This window comes from Streptomyces sp. MUM 203J, from assembly GCF_022414595.1.
Lineage (GTDB): Bacteria > Actinomycetota > Actinomycetes > Streptomycetales > Streptomycetaceae > Streptomyces.
In genome coordinates this window covers 12114-29903 of sequence record NZ_JADWYO010000049.1, presented here as the reverse complement: position 1 = coordinate 29903, position 17790 = coordinate 12114, and the positions used below count along the sequence as shown (strand labels likewise).

The 17790-nt window shown below is 71.5% G+C and carries 13 protein-coding genes and 4 tRNA genes; 8 read left to right on the top strand and 9 right to left on the bottom strand.

What is annotated here, in order from left to right:
* Positions 1–36 precede the first annotated feature (36 nt).
* The 3 genes from I3F58_RS21905 to purM all read left to right on the top strand — a co-directional run bounded on the left by I3F58_RS21905 (position 37) and on the right by purM (position 4089).
* On the top strand, positions 37–993 hold the full coding sequence (locus tag I3F58_RS21905; protein WP_240110369.1) for an META domain-containing protein: 957 nt from the start codon (positions 37–39) through the stop codon (positions 991–993).
* A 286-nt stretch (positions 994–1279) separates the two neighbouring features.
* Complete coding sequence (purF, locus tag I3F58_RS21900; protein WP_240110368.1) at positions 1280–2806, top strand: amidophosphoribosyltransferase; 1527 nt, start codon at positions 1280–1282, stop codon at positions 2804–2806.
* Between the two features lie 203 nt (positions 2807–3009).
* Complete coding sequence (gene purM / locus I3F58_RS21895) at positions 3010–4089, top strand: phosphoribosylformylglycinamidine cyclo-ligase (protein ID WP_240110367.1); 1080 nt, start codon at positions 3010–3012, stop codon at positions 4087–4089.
* A gap of 55 nt (positions 4090–4144) precedes the next feature.
* Here the strand turns inward: purM and I3F58_RS21890 are convergent, their stop codons facing one another.
* Both I3F58_RS21890 and I3F58_RS21885 read right to left on the bottom strand, forming a co-directional pair.
* Positions 4145–4396: a DUF3073 domain-containing protein gene (locus I3F58_RS21890; protein ID WP_240110366.1), complete on the bottom strand. Its 252-nt coding sequence runs from the start codon at positions 4394–4396 to the stop codon at positions 4145–4147.
* A 441-nt stretch (positions 4397–4837) separates the two neighbouring features.
* On the bottom strand, positions 4838–5920 hold the full coding sequence (locus I3F58_RS21885; RefSeq protein WP_240110365.1) for a Glu/Leu/Phe/Val dehydrogenase dimerization domain-containing protein: 1083 nt from the start codon (positions 5918–5920) through the stop codon (positions 4838–4840).
* Positions 5921–6085: 165 nt separating this feature from the next.
* On the opposite strand from I3F58_RS21885, the gene I3F58_RS21880 reads away from it, so the two are divergent.
* Positions 6086–6958 carry a hypothetical protein gene (locus tag I3F58_RS21880; RefSeq protein ID WP_240110364.1) on the top strand — a complete coding sequence of 291 codons (873 nt, stop codon included), beginning with the start codon at positions 6086–6088 and terminating at the stop codon, positions 6956–6958.
* A 458-nt stretch (positions 6959–7416) separates the two neighbouring features.
* Positions 7417–7623 carry a developmental transcriptional regulator BldC gene (bldC, locus tag I3F58_RS21875; RefSeq protein WP_003949541.1) on the top strand — a complete coding sequence of 69 codons (207 nt, stop codon included), beginning with the start codon at positions 7417–7419 and terminating at the stop codon, positions 7621–7623.
* Positions 7624–7991: 368 nt separating this feature from the next.
* On the opposite strand, the gene I3F58_RS21870 is transcribed toward bldC, so the two are convergent.
* From I3F58_RS21870 to hrpA, 3 genes are all read right to left on the bottom strand, one after another.
* Positions 7992–8249, bottom strand: coding sequence for a DUF6274 family protein (locus tag I3F58_RS21870; RefSeq protein ID WP_240110363.1), 258 nt, complete (start codon positions 8247–8249; stop codon positions 7992–7994).
* Between the two features lie 417 nt (positions 8250–8666).
* A tRNA-Asp gene (locus tag I3F58_RS21865) sits at positions 8667–8741 on the bottom strand.
* An 88-nt stretch (positions 8742–8829) separates the two neighbouring features.
* The gene (gene hrpA / locus I3F58_RS21860; protein WP_240110362.1) at positions 8830–12777 is read right to left on the bottom strand and encodes an ATP-dependent RNA helicase HrpA; all 3948 of its coding nucleotides are present in this window, start codon (positions 12775–12777) and stop codon (positions 8830–8832) included.
* A gap of 101 nt (positions 12778–12878) precedes the next feature.
* Here hrpA and I3F58_RS21855 point away from each other — a divergent pair, with 101 nt between their 5' ends.
* From I3F58_RS21855 to I3F58_RS21845, 3 genes are all read left to right on the top strand, one after another.
* A complete protein-coding gene (locus I3F58_RS21855) occupies positions 12879–13283 on the top strand; it encodes a hypothetical protein (protein WP_240110361.1) in 405 nt (134 codons plus the stop codon).
* Positions 13284–13359: 76 nt separating this feature from the next.
* The gene (locus I3F58_RS21850) at positions 13360–14157 is read left to right on the top strand and encodes a DsbA family protein (protein ID WP_240110360.1); all 798 of its coding nucleotides are present in this window, start codon (positions 13360–13362) and stop codon (positions 14155–14157) included.
* Positions 14154–14981, top strand: a complete 828-nt coding sequence (locus I3F58_RS21845) for a cytochrome c biogenesis CcdA family protein (RefSeq protein ID WP_240110359.1) — start codon at positions 14154–14156, stop codon at positions 14979–14981. Before I3F58_RS21850 ends, I3F58_RS21845 begins: the two co-directional genes overlap by 4 nt.
* A gap of 792 nt (positions 14982–15773) precedes the next feature.
* On the opposite strand, the gene I3F58_RS21840 is transcribed toward I3F58_RS21845, so the two are convergent.
* From I3F58_RS21840 to I3F58_RS21825, 4 genes are all read right to left on the bottom strand, one after another.
* Positions 15774–15850 (bottom strand) — tRNA-Phe (locus I3F58_RS21840).
* Between the two features lie 24 nt (positions 15851–15874).
* A tRNA-Asp gene (locus tag I3F58_RS21835) sits at positions 15875–15949 on the bottom strand.
* Between the two features lie 39 nt (positions 15950–15988).
* Positions 15989–16061: transfer RNA gene (locus I3F58_RS21830), tRNA-Glu, on the bottom strand.
* 81 nt (positions 16062–16142) lie between these two features.
* The gene (locus I3F58_RS21825) at positions 16143–17762 is read right to left on the bottom strand and encodes a metallophosphoesterase (RefSeq protein ID WP_240110358.1); all 1620 of its coding nucleotides are present in this window, start codon (positions 17760–17762) and stop codon (positions 16143–16145) included.
* Positions 17763–17790 lie beyond the last annotated feature (28 nt).

Below are 17790 nucleotides of genomic sequence, written 5' to 3'. Positions count from 1 at the left end.
GCGGAACCGACACCCCGCTCCTTCCGTCAGAACGGCATGCGGATCCCGAAGCGGAACACGGCCGCCGTACTGCTCACGCTCCTGGTGCTGTCCGGTCTCGGCGCGTGCGGCGCGGGCGCGGGCGGCGGTGGCGAGCCCGCGCCCCTTCCTCTCACCCACACCCGCTGGACCGTCGACCGTGTCGTCGTCGGCGGGGCCGGTACCGTCGCGCCCGACCGGACGGACGCCCATGTCCGGTTCACCCGGAGCAGGGCCGAGGGGTTCCTCGGGTGCAACCGGTTCGGTGCGGACGCCGGCCTGCGGGGTGACCGGATCACGCTCGGGGAGCCGTCCATGACGGAGCGGGCCTGCGCGGGCGCGGTGCAGCGGTTCGAGGATCTGCTGTCGTCGCTGCTCACCGGGGGGCCGTTGCGGGCCGAGCTGGACGGGAGCCGGCTCACGCTCACGACGGTGGACGGTGACACCGTCGCGCTCAGTGAGCGGCCTGCTGCCGCGCTCCTCGGCACCACCTGGACGGTGGACGGCCTGCTGACCGGAGGCGGGGCCTCCACGCTGCCCGTCGGCACGGACGGGCCGGCCCGTCTGACCCTCGGTCCCGACGGCTCCGCGCACGGCGGCCTCGGCTGCAACACCTTCACCGCTGCGGTCACCGTCCGCCCGGACACACTGACGTTCGGCCCTGTCGCGACCACCCGCAAGCTCTGCGACCGCCCTGGCGGGGAACTGGAGGAGCACCTTCTCGCCGTCCTGCGCGGAGGGCCGCTCACCTATCGCGTCGGGAACGACACGCTGACGGTCACCGCCGGGGACGGCACGGGGTTCACCGCCCGGGCGGCTGAGGCCGCCGCCCCTTCCGCCTCCCCGTCCCCTCCCGGCTGTGCTCACTGTGCGGCTCCGCCGAACGGGGGCACCGCCCCGGACCCCGGATCACGCCCGGACGGTGCGCTCCCCCGAGCACCGGGCAGAGGGGACAACCCGTCGGTAACCGCCTAATCAGGCCGTCCAGAGCCCGGGAGGGTGCGAGGTCGGTCACATCCGGGGGCGAATCCCGGGGGCCGGGCCGCGCGTCGCCCGGCGGCGGTTCCGTGTCATCCGGGACGCCTCAGCCGTCGCCAGGGGGTGCCTGGACGGCTGGACCTGCGGTTCGGGGGTCCCCCGCCCGGGAGCGGGGCGGGGCGGGGAGCGGGGGCTGTGAGGGGCTTTCCGGGGGTGGCGCATGGCGTAACCGCGTCGCGTCCCCAATTCGGACCAGTGCTCGGTCTCGCCTACACTCGGTGGCGTGCCACGTGGTGACGGTCGACTGAATCACGACCTGCTTCCCGGCGAGAAGGGCCCTCAGGACGCTTGCGGCGTCTTCGGGGTCTGGGCGCCGGGTGAAGAGGTCGCAAAGCTCACGTACTTCGGGCTCTACGCCCTCCAACACCGGGGTCAGGAATCCGCGGGAATCGCGGTCAGCAACGGCTCCCAGATCCTCGTCTTCAAGGACATGGGCCTGGTCTCCCAGGTCTTCGACGAGACCTCCCTCTCCTCTCTCCAGGGTCATATCGCGGTCGGTCACGCCCGCTACTCGACCACGGGGGCCTCCGTCTGGGAGAACGCCCAGCCGACGTTCCGGGCCACCGCCCACGGGTCGATCGCGCTCGGACACAACGGCAACCTGGTGAACACCGCCCAGCTGGCGGAGATGGTCGCCGACCTCCCCAAGGAGAACGGCCGCTCCACCCAGGTGGCGGCCACCAACGACACCGACCTGGTCACGGCCCTGCTGGCCGGGCAGGTCGATGCCGACGGCAAGCCGCTCACCGTCGAGCAGGCCGCCGCGAAGGTCCTCCCTGACGTCCAGGGCGCCTTCTCCCTCGTCTTCATGGACGAGCACACGCTGTACGCCGCCCGCGACCCGCAGGGCATCCGCCCGCTGGTGCTCGGCCGGCTGGAGCGCGGCTGGGTGGCCGCCTCCGAGACCGCCGCCCTCGACATCGTCGGCGCGAGCTTCGTCCGGGAGATCGAGCCGGGCGAGATGATCGCCATCGACGAGAACGGTCTTCGCACCTCGCGATTCGCGGAAGCGAAGCCCAAGGGCTGTGTCTTCGAGTACGTCTATCTCGCACGCCCCGACACCGAGATCGCCGGCCGGAGCGTCTACCTCTCCCGGGTGGAGATGGGACGGAAGCTCGCCAAGGAGGCCCCGGCCGAGGCGGACCTCGTCATACCGACCCCGGAGTCGGGCACACCCGCCGCCATCGGCTACGCCGAGGCGAGCGGCATCCCGTTCGGCGCCGGGCTCGTCAAGAACGCGTATGTCGGCCGGACCTTCATCCAGCCGTCCCAGACCATCCGCCAGCTGGGCATCCGGCTCAAGCTGAACCCGCTCAAGGAGGTCATCCAGGGCAAGCGCCTGGTCGTGGTCGACGACTCCATCGTCCGCGGCAACACCCAGCGCGCACTCGTCCGGATGCTCCGCGAAGCGGGCGCCGCCGAGGTCCACGTCCGGATCTCCTCGCCGCCCGTGAAGTGGCCCTGCTTCTTCGGTATCGACTTCGCCACCCGCGCCGAGCTGATCGCCAACGGCATGTCCGTGGAGGAGATCGGCAAGTCGCTGGGCGCGGACTCGCTGTCGTACATCTCGATCGACGGCATGATCGAGGCGACCACCATCGCCAAGCCGAACCTGTGCCGCGCCTGCTTCGACGGCGAGTACCCCATGGACCTTCCCGACCCCGAGCTGCTCGGCAAGCAGCTGCTGGAGACGGAGCTGGCCGCCGGTACCGCCGCCACGGCCGCCGCCGACGCGCTGCGCCGCCCCTAGGGCGGTCCTCCCGGACCTGGGCGGCCCGGCCCGGGCACGGGAGCGAAGGGCGTGTCCGCGCCCCCGGCGCCATACCCGGGCCTCCCCCGTTCCCGTACCGTTCCCGACTCCGACCGACCCGACGACACCGAGCGGTCCGTACGGCCCGCAGTCAGCCACCCAGCCGCACGACCCGGCTGGACGACACGAAAGCTCCGAACCCCATGTCTCAGACCCCGAGTGCCGAGGGCGGCGCCAGCTACGCCGCCGCGGGCGTCGACATCGAGGCGGGCGACCGCGCCGTCGAGCTGATGAAGGAGTGGGTGAAGAAGGCCCGGCGTCCCGAGGTCCTCGGTGGCCTCGGCGGCTTCGCCGGGCTCTTCGACGCCTCCGCCCTCAAGCGCTTCGAGCGACCGCTGCTGGCCTCCGCCACGGACGGCGTCGGCACCAAGGTCGACATCGCCCGCCAGATGGGCGTGTACGACACGATCGGCCACGACCTGGTCGCCATGGTCATGGACGACATCGTCGTCTGCGGCGCCGAGCCGCTCTTCATGACCGACTACATCTGCGTCGGCAAGGTCCACCCCGAGCGCGTCGCCGCCATCGTCAAGGGCATCGCGGAGGGCTGTGTCCTCGCGGGCTGCGCCCTGGTCGGCGGCGAGACCGCCGAGCACCCCGGGCTGCTCGGCCCGGACGACTTCGACGTGGCCGGTGCCGGCACCGGTGCTGTCGAGGCGGACCGGCTGCTCGGTCCCGATCGCATCCGTACGGGTGACGTGGTCGTCGCGATGGCCTCCTCCGGCCTTCACTCCAACGGGTACTCACTCGTCCGCCACGTGCTGTTCGACCGCGCGGGCATGACCCTCGACCAGCGGGTCGACGAGCTGGGCCGCACCCTGGGCGAGGAACTGCTGGAGCCCACCAAGATCTACTCGCTGGACTGCCTGGCGCTCACCCGCACCACCGACGTGCACGCTTTCAGCCACATCACCGGCGGCGGTCTGGCGGCGAACCTGGCCCGGGTCGTCCCGGACCACCTGTACGCGGAGATCGACCGGTCCACCTGGACTCCGGGCGCGGTCTTCGACCTGGTCGGCACGGCCGGGCGGGTCGAGCGGCTGGAGCTGGAGAAGACCCTGAACATGGGCGTCGGCATGATGGCCGTCGTGCCCGCCGGGTCGGTGGACGTGGCCCTGGCCACCCTCGCGGACAGGGGTGTCGAGGCCTGGGTCGCCGGCGAGATCACCGAGCGCGGTGAGCGCACCAGCGGTGCCGCCCTGACCGGCGACTACGCGAGCTGAGCAGTACAGAAACCGGTCCGGGGCATAGCCCCGGACCGGTTCGGAAGGTAAAGCGTCAAGCGCCGCGACGCTTCGAAGACGAGTTGCTGTCCTCGTCCTCGTCGTCGTCGGTGTTGTAGAGCTCCGCGTAGCGGGCGTACGGGTCGTCTTCCTCGTCGTCGTCCTCGAACGGTTCCCCGTTCGGAGGCTGACTCGAAGTCGATGCGCCCAGCTCTTCGGCCAGGCGTGAGAGGTCCGTCCCACCGCTGTTGTACTTCAGCTGGCGGGCGACCTTCGTCTGCTTGGCCTTGGCCCGGCCGCGCCCCATGGCTCGACCCCCTCGGTGACGGGGCTCGACGGCCCCAGAGTCTTGACACGCGTTCACGATTCGGGACGGACTCCCCATGAGGAGACCGGCCCGTAGGGCTTCAACGGTACCTGCTTCCGCGGCCATACGGTACGCCGCCCGCATGACATGCCTCGGAGCCGAACCGGCAAGGCGCCCCGTCCTCGCTGGTCAGCTGCGATTTTAACCTCTTCTCGAGGCCGACCCGCAGAACCGGCGTGAGTCTTGTCTCTCTGAGGGCGAACGCATGTCTGTACGAACGCACGAGGACGGAGAGTCACGCAGACGGTCACGTAAAGGTACCGACGCGGACGCACGGTGCCGCCCGCCGGGCACTCCTGTCAAGGGTGCGTGCCCGACGGGCGTGTGAATCCCGCCAGTCGTCCGCCGCTCGGTGGTCGCTCCGGGCGGTGCCGCGCGCTGCTACCCGCGGCGCGCCTCGGCCATCCGCTGCTCCGCGATCCGGTCGGCCGCAGCGGCCGGCGGAATCCCGTCCGTCTTCGCACGTGCGAATATTTCCAGCGTGGTGTCGAAGATCTTCGTGGCCTTCGCCTTGCACCGGTCGAAGTCGAAGCCGTGCAGTTCGTCCGCGACCTGGATCACGCCGCCCGCGTTGACGACGTAGTCGGGCGCGTAGAGGATCCCGCGGTCCGCGAGGTCCTTCTCGACACCCGGGTGCGCGAGCTGGTTGTTGGCCGCGCCGCACACGACCTTCGCCGTCAGCACGGCGACGGTCCCGTCGTCGAGGGCGCCGCCCAGCGCGCACGGCGCGTAGACGTCCAGGCCCTCGGTGCGGATCAGCGCGTCGGTGTCCTCGGCCACGGTGACCTGCGGGAAACGGTCGGTGATCCGGCGCACCGACTCCTCCCGCACATCCGTGATCACGACCTCGGCGCCGTCTTCGATCAGATGCTCCACCAGGTAGTGGCCGACCTTGCCGACACCCGCGACGCCGACCTTGCGGCCGCGCAGCGCCGGGTCGCCCCACATGTGCTCGGCAGAGGCGCGCATGCCCTGGAAGACACCGAAGGCGGTGAGCACGGACGAGTCGCCGGCGCCGCCGTTCTCGGGGGAGCGGCCCGTGGTCCAGCTGCACTCGCGGGCGACGACGTCCATGTCCGCGACATAGGTGCCGACGTCGCACGCGGTGACGTACCGGCCGCCGAGCGAGGCAACGAACCGGCCGTAGGCGAGCAGGAGTTCCTCGGACTTGATCGTGTCCGGGTCACCGATGATCACGGCCTTGCCGCCGCCGTGCTCCAGGCCGGCCATGGCGTTCTTGTACGACATCCCCCGGGACAGGTTCAGCGCGTCACGGACGGCGTCTTCCTCGGAGGCGTACGCGTAGAAGCGGGTGCCGCCGAGGGCCGGGCCCAGGGCGGTCGAGTGGATGGCGATGACGGCCTTCAGGCCGGAGGCGCGGTCCTGGCACAGCACGACTTGCTCGTGGCCGCCCAGCTCCGAGTGGAACAGGGTGTGCAGGACGCCGTCAGTCACATCGGTCACGGTGGTGACTCCCAAGTACGAAGCGGCGATTGCGGGTCCCTCCTGTGGGTGGGGAGGCGACCCGTTCGTCAGAGAGAGTAAGTCCTACCTGGGCGTAGGAAACCCGCAGTGCTCAGGATCACCTCTCCGGAGTACGGGCGGGGCCGGGCGTGGAAGGATTCCGGCATGCCGGCCCACGCCTCCCTCGCCGTCCCCTACGCCTCCTACCTGCGGGTGTACGAGCCGCTCGACGCCTTCCCGGAACCCGAGCGGGGCCACTGGGCGCAGTACGCGGAGCAGGCTCTGCGGGGGGAGACCCCGACGGCCCAGGACGAGCTGCGCCGCTCCCTGGCCGACCTGCTGCCGACGCCGCCGGTGCCGGTGCCGGTGCACGAGAGCGGTGACGCGTTCGTGGCGGAGCTGGACGGCACGGTGGTGGTGTGCCCGTGGCGGACCCGGTTGCGCGGGTGGCTGGCGTTGGAGGAGCTGCCGGGACTGCTGCCGTCGCCGGTGCTGGACGCGGCGCTGCCACCGGTGGTCCGGGAGCAGACGGCGGCGGACCACGAGCGCTGGCGGGAGGTCAACCCGGACGCCCGGCCGTGGATCCGGAGCGCGGTGTGGCAGGTGCCGGTGCGGTGGTTCGTGCTCTTCGCGGATGAGGAGCGGGAGTACGTTCCGGGGGACGGGACCGGAAGCGGTGGCGGGGGCGGGAAGGCTCCGGTGCTGCGGTACCGGACGCCGATGGTGGAGGCGAGGCGGCGGGTGGCGCGGGCGCTGAAGACCCTGCGCGAGGCCATGGAGGAGGGGCCGCTCACCGAGGGTTTGGTAGATGTGGGGCGCTGGCTGGAGGAGTTCCACCCGCGCTCGCTGGTGGAAGTCGACTACGGCGGCCTGGTGCACGCCCTGTCGGCGGAGCAGCTGGCCGGTGACCGGTCGGCGGCGGACGTCGCGGAGGGCATCGCCGCGCTGCGCTCCGGGGACGGCGAGGCCGCGGGGGTGGCGTACGGGCGGCTGGCGGAGCGCTGGCGCGCGGTGCGGGACCTTCAGTCGGCCAACTGACGGGGCAAGTGCGGCAAGGTATCCACAAGGGCGTCAAGTCTACGTAAGGGTGATGGATCACACTTACGGCGGCTCTTGCGCTGATCGCCCGACCTCATGCCAAAATAGGACAAGGAGTCCGGGGAGGGCTCCTTCCGTCCAACTATGGGCGGAAGGCTCAGCATTGCACGCTATGGGGGGTCTGGTGGCTCCTGATCGCTCTGTGACTGATCGTCACTGTGACGTGACTGTCCGCTATGGCATGGTCCATCGGCTTCCGCCGCTGATGGACACCTGAGAGGGCAATTCCGTCGGTTTGGCCGAACGTGGCTGGACAGATGGTGTAGTTGTAGTGCCGAGGACAAGCCGTTCGTCCTATAACCGACTCGGCCCGCGTCTGCCATTTCGGGCAACGCGGGTCAAGGTGCAGAATTTAGAGGAAAGAACCGAGAACGTCGGTTCTCCCGAGGAGGCCGCTCATGACCGCTCGCACCCCTGATGCCGAGCCGCTGCTGACCCCCGCCGAGGTTGCCACGATGTTCCGCGTGGACCCGAAGACGGTGACCCGCTGGGCCAAGGCGGGCAAGCTCACGTCCATCCGCACGCTCGGCGGTCACCGTCGGTACCGCGAGGCGGAGGTCCGCGCCCTGCTGGCGGGCATCCCGCAGCAGCGCAGCGAGGCCTGAACGAAAGCCTGAACACCCCCTGTTTCGCCGGGCATCTCCGGGTCCCCCAACTCGGAACGCCCGTCTTTTCAGCTCTACTGACGCCCCCGCCCCAACGGGTCGGTGTCAGCGATCGCGTCGGACTCCGCCGGGTCCGGCGCGATCTTTTTGTGCCCGGGCGGATGCGCGGCGGGCACTCCCGGGGGCCGGTGGGACGGCGCCGGGGGCGGGCTTGGGGTGCGGTGCAATTGCACGTATTAAATGCGCCCGTTGTAGGGAGGGTGTAAACGGGGGGCTTTCTGAGAAAGGTTCCGTGACTCCCGTCACAGTGTGAGGGTGCCCTGTGAGGGCAGGTGCTCCTGCTTGGCGGGGCGTCAGCAGGCGGCCGTTCAAGGGAGACTGGGCCGTTCCTCCCGGTGGCCCCGCCGGGGCTCCGGGACGTCGGCGCCGGGTGCCGGGGGAGGGGCCAGGTCCGCGAGGCCGGCCGACAGGCCGTCCAGCTCGTTCAGCTCTGCCAGCTCACGGAGACGGCGGCAGACGGCGCAGCGCCTGGTGATGTGGCGGTAGCCGGGGGCGCGGCCGGAGGCCGCCGCGAGGTGGGCGCGCAGAAGCGCGCGGGTCTCGTGCCTGTCCGTGGCTGCCGCCATGCGCGTTCACCTCCGGTGAAGGGCGCGGATGCCCTGCTGATGGGGTACCGGGCGGGGGAGGCGGCGTCAAGACGGCGGGCGGCGATCCGGTCTGCCGCAGGGAGGTGCGGGAGAGCCGTGTGGGCCCTCGCCCGGTGTGGCGGCGTGTGGTGCGGGCCGGGTGCGGGTCCGGTGGCCACGGGGCCCGGCTCCCGCCGGGGGCGGCCCTCCCTCTAGTCCTGGAGGTCCGCCCGGGGGAGGGGCGGCTGCCCGCGGCGGCGGCACGGGTGCGCCGGGCTGACGCCATCTGGTGCGGTCCTGACGGGAATTGCCGAGTGCGTCCATGCTGCGCCGCACTGTGCGGACCCCGGGGCGGCTCATCTGCGCGGGCATGACCGAGGGCCCGCACCATATGATGCGGGCCCTCGGTATGCGATGCGGTCCTGACGGGATTTGAACCCGCGGCCTCCACCTTGACAGGGTGGCGAGCACTCCTAACTGCTCCACAGGACCAGGTTTCGCGGCCTCTTGCGTGGCTGCGCAGAGAGACTGTACCCCAGGTCAGACGTCCCGGTCGACCTCACCCAAGGCGACCGCGTCATCACGGCGCCGCCGCGTCGACGGCCTTCACGATCCTCTTGTCCGACACCGGATACGCCGTGCCCAGCGCGTGCGCGAAGTAGCTGACCCGCAGCTCCTCGATCATCCAGCGGATGTCCAGGACCTCCTGCGGGACCGGACGGCCCTTGGGCAACTGCTCCAGCAGCCACGCGTACTCGTCCTGCATCTCATGGACCTTCTCCATGCGTGTGGTGTCCCGCTGCACGGACGTCGGCATCTGCTGGAGCCGACGGTCCACCGCCACCAGGTACCGCATCAGGTCGGGCAGCCGCCGCAGCCCGGTCGCCGTCACGAAACCCGCGGGCATCAGCGCGGCCAGCTGCTCCCGTACATCCGCGACGTTCTTCACCAGGGCCAGGCTGTTCGTGGCCTTCAGCCGCCGCTCGCAGGACTGCCAGGCGGCCAGCACCTGCTGGACCTGGCCGATCGTACGGACCGTCAGGTCGACCAGGTCGGCGCGCACGCTGTCGTACAGCTTCCGGAACGACGACTCGTCCCACGCGGGGCCGCCGTGGTCCGCGATCAGCCGGTCCGCCGCCGCCGTCGCGCAGTCCTCGAACAGCGCCTGGACCGACCCGTGCGGGTTGCGGGACAGGGCGAGCTTCTGCTGGTTGCTCAGCTTGTCGGACGCGAACTTCGCCGGGTGCACCGGGATGTTGAGCAGGATGAGCCTGCGCGTGCCCTTCCACATCGCCTGCGCCTGCTCGGCCTCCGTGTCGAAGAGCCTTACGGCGACGGTCTCGCCCTGGTCGACGAGCGCCGGGTACGCCTTGACCGGCTGACCGGCACGCCTGGTCTCGAAGACCCGCGTCAGCGCGCCGATCGTCCAGTCGGTCAGCCCGGTCCGCTCCAGGGACTGCCCCGACCCCGAAGGCCCCGCCGTCGCGGCCGCCGCGGCCTTCGACAGGGCCTGCCGGGCCTTCGGGCGCAGCCTCAGCTTCAGCGCCTCCAGGTCCTTGTCCTCGGCCAGCTTCCGGCGCCGCTCGTCGACGATCCGGAAGGTCACCTTCAGGTGGTCCGGGACCTTGGACCAGTCGAAGTCGCCGGCCTGCACGGGCACGCCCACCATGCGCTGCAGCTCCCGTGCCAGGACCGCCGTCAGAGGCTCGGCCGACGGGGCGGCCGCGGCCAGGAAGCGCTGCGCGAAGTTCGGCGCCGGGACGTAGTTGCGGCGGACCGGCTTCGGGAGGGAGCGGATCAGCTCCGTCACGACCTCCTCCCGCAGGCCCGGGATCTGCCAGTCGAAGCCCTCGTCCACGGCCTGGTTCAGCACCTGGAGCGGGATGTGCACGGTCACACCGTCCGCGTCCGCGCCCGGCTCGAACTGGTACGTGACACGGAACTTGAGCGACCCCTGGCGCCACGCGTCCGGGTAGTCGGCCTTGGTGACCGCGCCCGCCTTCTCGTTGATCAGCATCTCCCGCTCGAAGTCGAGCAGGTCGGGCGTCTCCCGCCGCTTGTGCTTCCACCAGGAGTCGAAGTGCGCTCCCGACACGACATGGTCGGGCACCCGCCGGTCGTAGAAGTCGAACAGCGTCTCGTCGTCGACGAGGATGTCCCGGCGCCGCGCCCGGTGCTCCAGCTCCTCGACCTCGGTGAGCAGCTTCCGGTTGTCCGCGAAGAACTTGTGGTGGGTGCGCCAGTCGCCCTCCACCAGGGCGTTGCGGATGAACAGCTCGCGGGAGATCTCCGGGTCGATCCGCCCGTAGTTGACCTTCCGCTGAGCGACGATCGGCACGCCGTAGAGCGTGACCTTCTCGTACGCCACGACGGCTGCCTGGTCCTTCTCCCAGTGCGGCTCCGAGTACGTCCGCTTCAGCAGGTGACCGGCCAGCGGCTCGATCCACTCGGGTTCGATCTTCGCGTTGACCCGCGCCCAGAGGCGGGAGGTCTCCACCAGCTCCGCCGACATCACGAACCGCGGCGGCTTCTTGAACAGCGCCGAGCCGGGGAACACCGCGAACTTGGCGCCGCGCGCACCCAGATACTCGTTCTTCGCCCCCTCCTTGACGTCCTTCATCCCGACGTGGGAGAGCAGACCCGCGAGGAGCGAGACGTGGATCTGCTGGTCACCGGCGTCCTGGTCGCTCAGATGTATGCCCATCTGCTTGGCGACCGTGCGGAGCTGGCTGTAGATGTCCTGCCACTCGCGGATGCGCAGATAGTTCAGGTACTCCGACCTGCACATCCGGCGGAACGCCGACGAGGACAGGGCCTTCTGCTGCTCGCGGATGTACCGCCACAGATTGATGAAGGCCAGGAAGTCGGAGGTCTCGTCCTTGAAGCGGGCGTGCTGCTGGTCGGCCTGTGTCTGCTTCTCGGCCGGCCGCTCACGCGGGTCCTGGATGGACAGCGCCGCCGCGATGACCATGACCTCCCGGACGCACGCGTTCTTGTCGGCCTCCAGCACCATGCGGGCCAGGCGCGGGTCGACCGGCAGCTGGGCCAGCTTGCGGCCCAGCTGCGTCAGCCGCTTCTTCGGATCCTTCTGGGCCGGGTCGATCGCCCCCAGCTCCTGGAGGAGCTGGACGCCGTCGCGGATGTTGCGGTGGTCGGGTGCGTCGATGAAGGGGAACTTCTCGATCTCGCCCAGCCCGGCGGAGGTCATCTGCAGGATGACGGAGGCGAGGTTCGTGCGGAGGATCTCCGCGTCCGTGAACTCCGGGCGGGCGAGGAAGTCGTCCTCGGAGTAGAGGCGGATGCAGATGCCGTCGCTGGTCCGGCCGCAGCGGCCCTTGCGCTGGTTGGCGCTGGCCTGGCTGACCGGCTCGATCGGCAGCCGCTGCACCTTGGTGCGGTGGCTGTAGCGGGAGATCCGCGCGGTGCCCGGATCGATCACGTACTTGATGCCGGGGACGGTCAGGGACGTCTCGGCGACGTTGGTGGCGAGGACGATGCGGCGGCCGGGATGCGGCTGGAACACGCGGTGCTGCTCGGCATGCGAGAGCCGGGCGTAGAGGGGGAGCACCTCGGTGTTGCGGAGCTTCTTCTTGAGCAGGGCGTCCGCCGTGTCGCGGATCTCGCGTTCGCCGGAGAGGAAGACCAGGATGTCGCCGGGTCCCTCGGCCTGGAGTTCGTCGACGGCGTCACAGATCGCGGTGATCTGGTCGCGGTCGGCCTCGGCCCCGTGCTGCTCGCCTTCTTCCAGCAGGGGCCGGTACCGCACCTCCACCGGGTACGTCCGGCCGCTGACCTCCACGATCGGCGCGTCCCCGAAGTGGCGGGAGAACCGCTCCGGGTCGATCGTCGCGGAGGTGATGACGACCTTGAGGTCGGGGCGCTTGGGCAGCAGCTGGGCGAGATAGCCGAGCAGGAAGTCGATGTTGAGGGACCGCTCGTGGGCCTCGTCGATGATGATCGTGTCGTACGCGCGCAGCTCGCGGTCCGTCTGGATCTCCGCGAGCAGGATGCCGTCCGTCATCAGCTTCACGAACGTCGCGTCCGGGTTCACCTGGTCCGTGAAGCGGACCTTCCAGCCGACGGTCTCCCCGAGAGGGGTGCGGAGTTCCTCCGCCACACGCTCCGCGACGGTCCGGGCGGCGATCCGGCGGGGCTGCGTGTGGCCGATCATGCCGCGCACGCCGCGCCCCAGCTCCATGCAGATCTTGGGGATCTGCGTCGTCTTGCCGGAGCCCGTCTCACCGGCGACGATCACGACCTGGTGGTCGCGTATCGCCTCCAGGATCGCGTCCTTCTTCTGGCTGACCGGGAGCTGCTCCGGGTACGTGACCGCGGGCATCCTCGCGGCCCGCTCGGCGGTACGGGAGGCTGCCTTCGCCGCCTCTGCGGCGATCTCGTCCAGGACGGCCTGCCTGGCCTCGGGCTTGCGGATGCGGCGGGCGCCCTCGAGACGGCGGCCGAGGCGGTGGGCGTCACGCAGGGAGACCTGGGCCAGCAGGGTCTGCAGGTCGGCGAAGGAAGTAGACATACCGTGACCCAGGATCTCACCCGCGGCTCGGGAGTGGCGAACCTATTTGCCCGTACCATTTCGGGCAGCCGCACCCGAACCCGACCTGGAAGGTCCTGATCATGCCCCGAACCGGAGACCGGCGCGGTGGCGCGGCGGTGTCGGGGGCGGTGCTGGCGGCCTTGTCGGTGCTCGCGGTCGTGGTGGCGCTGATGTGCGTGCGGCCGTCCGCGGCGGCCTCGGTGCCGGCGGTGGGCGGAGCACCGGCTGACGCGGTGGCTGTCGCCGTGGCGGCGGACCTTCCGCCCGGGTGCGGCGACGGCTCGCCGTCCGACGAGGGAGGCCTGAGCCCGGCGGCGCCGCCACGCGGCATGTCGGCGGGCGAGCTGCTGCCCGCCCCGTACGGCACGAAGGCCGGGCCGGGCGCCGGGTGCGGTCCCGGGACGGTCACGGCGATCACGCCCGAGCGGGCGCCGCCCCCGCTCGTACCGCCCTCCCCCGTGGACCTGTCGATCCTGCGCGTGTAGCCGAGCGGCCCGGCCCCGCCGCCGCTCGTCCTTCTCGTTCTCTGTCTCCCGCACTGACACGCTCAGGAGTTCCGTCATGCCCACGTCCACGTCGTCGTCCTCTCCGAAGAAGTCCACCGCGAAGCCGTCTCCGGCGAAGAAGTCCGCCTCCCCGTATCTGATCGGGGCGGGGGTGGCGATGGCCGCCGGGCTGCTCGCGTTCGCCTCGTACGCGGCGACGAAGCCGGATGCCCCGGCGTCGTCCTCGGCGGCCTCCGCCGCCTCCGCGGGGCCGGAGTCAGGGGTCTTCCCCGAGCTGGAGAAGCTCGCCCGGCGGGACGACGGGGACGGGCTGGCCCAGGGGCGGGCGGACGCGCCCGTCGTGCTGATCGAGTACGCCGACTTCAAGTGCGGCTACTGCGGGAAGTTCGCCCGGGACACGGAGCCCGAGCTGGTGAAGCAGTACGTCGACGCGGGTGTGCTGCGCATCGAGTTCCGCAACATGCCGATCTTCGGGGAGGAGTCCGAACGGGCCGCGCGCGCCGCCTGGGCAGCGGGACAGCAGGGCCGGTTCTGGGAGTTCCACCGGGCGGCGTACGAGGAGGGGGCGAAGGAGAAGGGCTTCGGGGCGGACCGGCTGAAGGACCTGGCGGAGGAGGCGGGGGTCGCGGACCTCACGCGCTTCACCCGTGACCTCGACGGCGAGGCCGCGCGGAAGGCGGTGTCGCGGGACCAGCGGGAGGGGTACGGGCTGGGGGCGGCGTCCACACCGTCGTTCCTGATCAACGGCAGGCCGATCGCGGGTGCGCAGCCGCTGGAGACCTTCCGGGCGGCGATCGAGGACGCGGCGCAGCGGGCGTCCGCGTCACCGGCGCCCGCGGCGGGCGCGCGATGACGGACATCGGTTATCTGGCGGCGTTCCTCGGGGGGCTGCTGGCACTGGTGAGCCCGTGCAGTGCGCTGCTGCTCCCGGCCTTCTTCGCCTATTCGACGGACGGCGCGGCGCGGCTCGTGGCCCGGACGGGCATCTTCTACGCCGGCCTCGCGACGACCCTCGTGCCGCTGGGTGCGGCGGGCTCGCTGGCGGGCGGCTTCTTCAACGGACATCGGGAGGTGCTGGTCGCGCTCGGTGGCTGGCTGATCATCGCGCTGGGCGTGGCGCAGATCCTGGGGCTCGGCTTCGCCCCGCGCCGGCTGGCGGAGGCGAGCGGCCGGATCCGTCCGACGACCGCGGCGTCCGTGTACGCGCTGGGGCTGGTGTACGGGCTCGCGGGGTTCTGCGCGGGCCCGATCCTCGGCAGCGTGCTGACCGTCGCCGCGCTGGGCGGGAGCCCCGTCTACGGGGGTCTGCTGCTGGGGGTGTACGCGCTGGGCATGGCGGTGCCGCTGTTCGTGCTGGCGCTGCTGTGGGAGCGGTACGAACTTGGGCGGCGGCGCTGGCTGCGGGGACGGGTGCTCCGGGCCGGCCGCCGGTGGGAGCTGCACACCACGTCCCTGGTGTCGGGTGGGTTCTTCATCCTGCTGGGCGTGCTGTTCCTGGCGTTCGACGGGGCGACCGGGCTGCCGGGGCCCCTGTCGGTGGACGCCACGTTCGCGGCGGAGCAATGGGCGGCGTCGGTGGGGCGTGCGGTCCCGGATTGGGCGCTCCTGCTGGGTGCGGTCGCGGTCACGACGCTCCTGCTGGGAGCCCGGGGCCGGCGCCGTCGCCCACGCGACTGAGGCACCGAGCCCCGGTCCGGGGCTCGGTCCGGGGCCGTGCCTCGGGTCTGGGGCCCGCCCGGGGGCCTGCCCGCTCAGGGGGCCGGTCGGGCCGGTGATCCCTGCCCTGCTGGGCCCGTGCCCATGGGTCTCCGGCCGGGACCGGGTTCCGGGTGTCCGGCCCCGCGCGGGGCCCGGGCGGGGCCGTGGCTCTCGGGCGCCGCTCTCCCCTCCCGTGGGCGGGGCGGGGCCACTCCGGGGGCTCACCCCCTCACGACGGCCCGCCCGGTTCCACGTCGTATCGCGGCTCCCGTTACCGCCGTCGCCGCGGGGCGCCCCCTCCGCGTCTCCGCCGAAGGGACACCGGCACGCCGACGGGGACAGCACCGGCACCGGCGGTCCGGCGGGACGGCGCACCCGGTCCGGGACACCCCGGTTGTGGAGCGGGCGCTTCAGCGGACCGACGGCGCGCCTTGACGCTGGTCCAGCCGAAGACGCTGCCGTCCGTACGGACCGTCCCGCTTCCGCGGCTCGTGCCGGAGGCGCTGCTGGACCACCGGGAGCGGCAGGCCCCGGAGCGGGCCTGCGCGCTCGGCGGTGTGCCTGCGGCGCGGCCTCGGAGCGCCGCCGTGCCTCGTCCGGCAGGCCGCCGGGTGCGGCGGCATCGGGGTGACGGTGAAGGTCCATGCCCACGCGTCGCTGATCGAGTGGTCCAAGGTCCCGCGGAAGCCCGGGGACGTCCTCGTGGCCCCGTTCGGTGTACCCATGGGCACGAACGGCGAAAGGCCCCGTCCGGAGACGGGGCCTTTCGGCTGGTGGCTGGGGCCGGGGTCGAACCGGCGACCTTCCGCTTTTCAGGCGGACGCTCGTACCAACTGAGCTACCCAGCCACGAGGTTTCACGTGAAACCTCAGCGGTCCTGACGGGATTTGAACCCGCGGCCTCCACCTTGACAGGGTGGCGAGCACTCCTAACTGCTCCACAGGACCAAGCTTCGTGCGAGCACTAGTCTCGCACAAGGTAATGCGTGCCCCCAACGGGATTCGAACCCGTGCTACCGCCTTGAAAGGGCGGCGTCCTGGGCCACTAGACGATGAGGGCTAAGGGCCCGCCTGGGCGCCTCGTCAGCGCGTCGGGGACGTGAGAAGCATATGGGATGCGGGGACGGTTCGCCAAAACGGTTTACGGGGAGGGAGCCACAGACCCCGGACCGGGACCGGGACCGGTACTCGGACCGGCGCTCGGACCGGGTGTCGGGCTCAGGCTCGCGTCCGGTGCCGGTGTACCGGGCAGGACTTCGTCGGGGACATGGCGGGCCACCTCCACCGACGTCAGCCCCAGGCCTCCCAGCGTGATCTCGTCCCACGCCTGGAGCCGCCGCGTGTCGCGGTCGAGGTAGAGCAAGGACGCCTCCACCAGCGCCGGCGGGTCCTGTTCGAGTGCCCGCAGACCGCCCCCGCCCGAGGAGCCCTCGATCTTCAGGCGGGTGCCCTCCGCCATCACCTCGTTGATGCGCCGGTGCATGTGGCCCGCCAGGGCGAGCGGCACCAGGCCGTCCGTCTGGTGCGCGGCGATCGGGTTGTGGGCGACCGCGATGTCCACCGGCGTGCCCGCCCGCGCCTGCGCCCGCAGGGATTCCGCCAGCACCCGCCCCGCCGCACGCTCCGCGTCGTCTCCCGCCTGGACCACCGACCGGTCCGGCGTGTACTGGGGGTCGCCGATGCCCGCGACCCGCACCCCGGCGACGGTCACCACCCCGCCCTGGTCCAGCACGTGCGCGTTGCGCAGGCCCTCCAGGTACTTCTGGGTGACCGTGGAGTCGTGGTTGCCGCGCACCCACACGTACGGGGCGCCCAGTCCGCTGATCGGGTCCAGGAAGGCGTTCTCGGCGGCGGTGCCGTGGTCCATGGTGTCGCCGGTGTCGATGATCAGGTCGATGCGGTACTGCTCCACGAGCGAGCTGATGACATGCCAGGCGAGCGGGTTCAGGTGGATGTCGGAGACGTGCAGCACGCGGATCGTGGCCGGGTCGGGCTGGTAGACCGGGAGCGTCGAGGTGGTCTCGTACAGCTTGGTCACGTTGGTGACGAGCCGCGCCAACTCCTTCTGGTACACGTCGAACTCGGTGACGATGGAGCGGGCGTTGCCGACGACGGACGGGGCGCTGCTGAGCAGTCCGGAGAAGCGCGGCTCCAGGACGGACCTCGGGTTCCAGGTGGCGTACGCGAGACCGCCCGACGCGGCCAGCAGCACGAGCGCGAGGCCGCCGGCGGCGAGGGCCCGGCGGGGGCGCCGGTAGACGGCCAGGCCCAGGGCGGTGGCCCCGGAGACGACGGCGACACAGGAGCGGATGGCCAGCTCGCGGGTGCCGTTCGCCACGTCCCGGGTGATCTCCTCCTGCAGGCCGGAGAGCCGCTCGGGGTGCTCGACCAGCGCCTGCGCGCGTGCGGCGTCCAGTTCGCGGACGTCGACGTCCAGGCGGATGGGTGCGGTGTGGGAGTCGAGTTCGAGAGCACCCAGAGGCGGGACGTCGATCTTGGTGCCGCCGCTCAGGGAGGGGCGCAGGGTCATGCCGGTGTCCACGGGCCCGACGGGGGTGCGGACGGTGCCCACGACGAGCAGGCCCAGCCAGGCGCCGACGAGCACGACGGCCGCCAGCCCGAGGGCCCGTGCGAGGGGGTGCGGGGTGGCCCCGGTCCGTACCGGACCTGGCGGAAGGGCCGGGCGGGTGAGGCGGGCGGCGGCGCGGCGCAGCGCGCGCGTGACGCGCCGGTACGTGGCACGGACGACGGCTCGGGCCATTGGGGCGGTATGCCCGTACGGGGGCGCG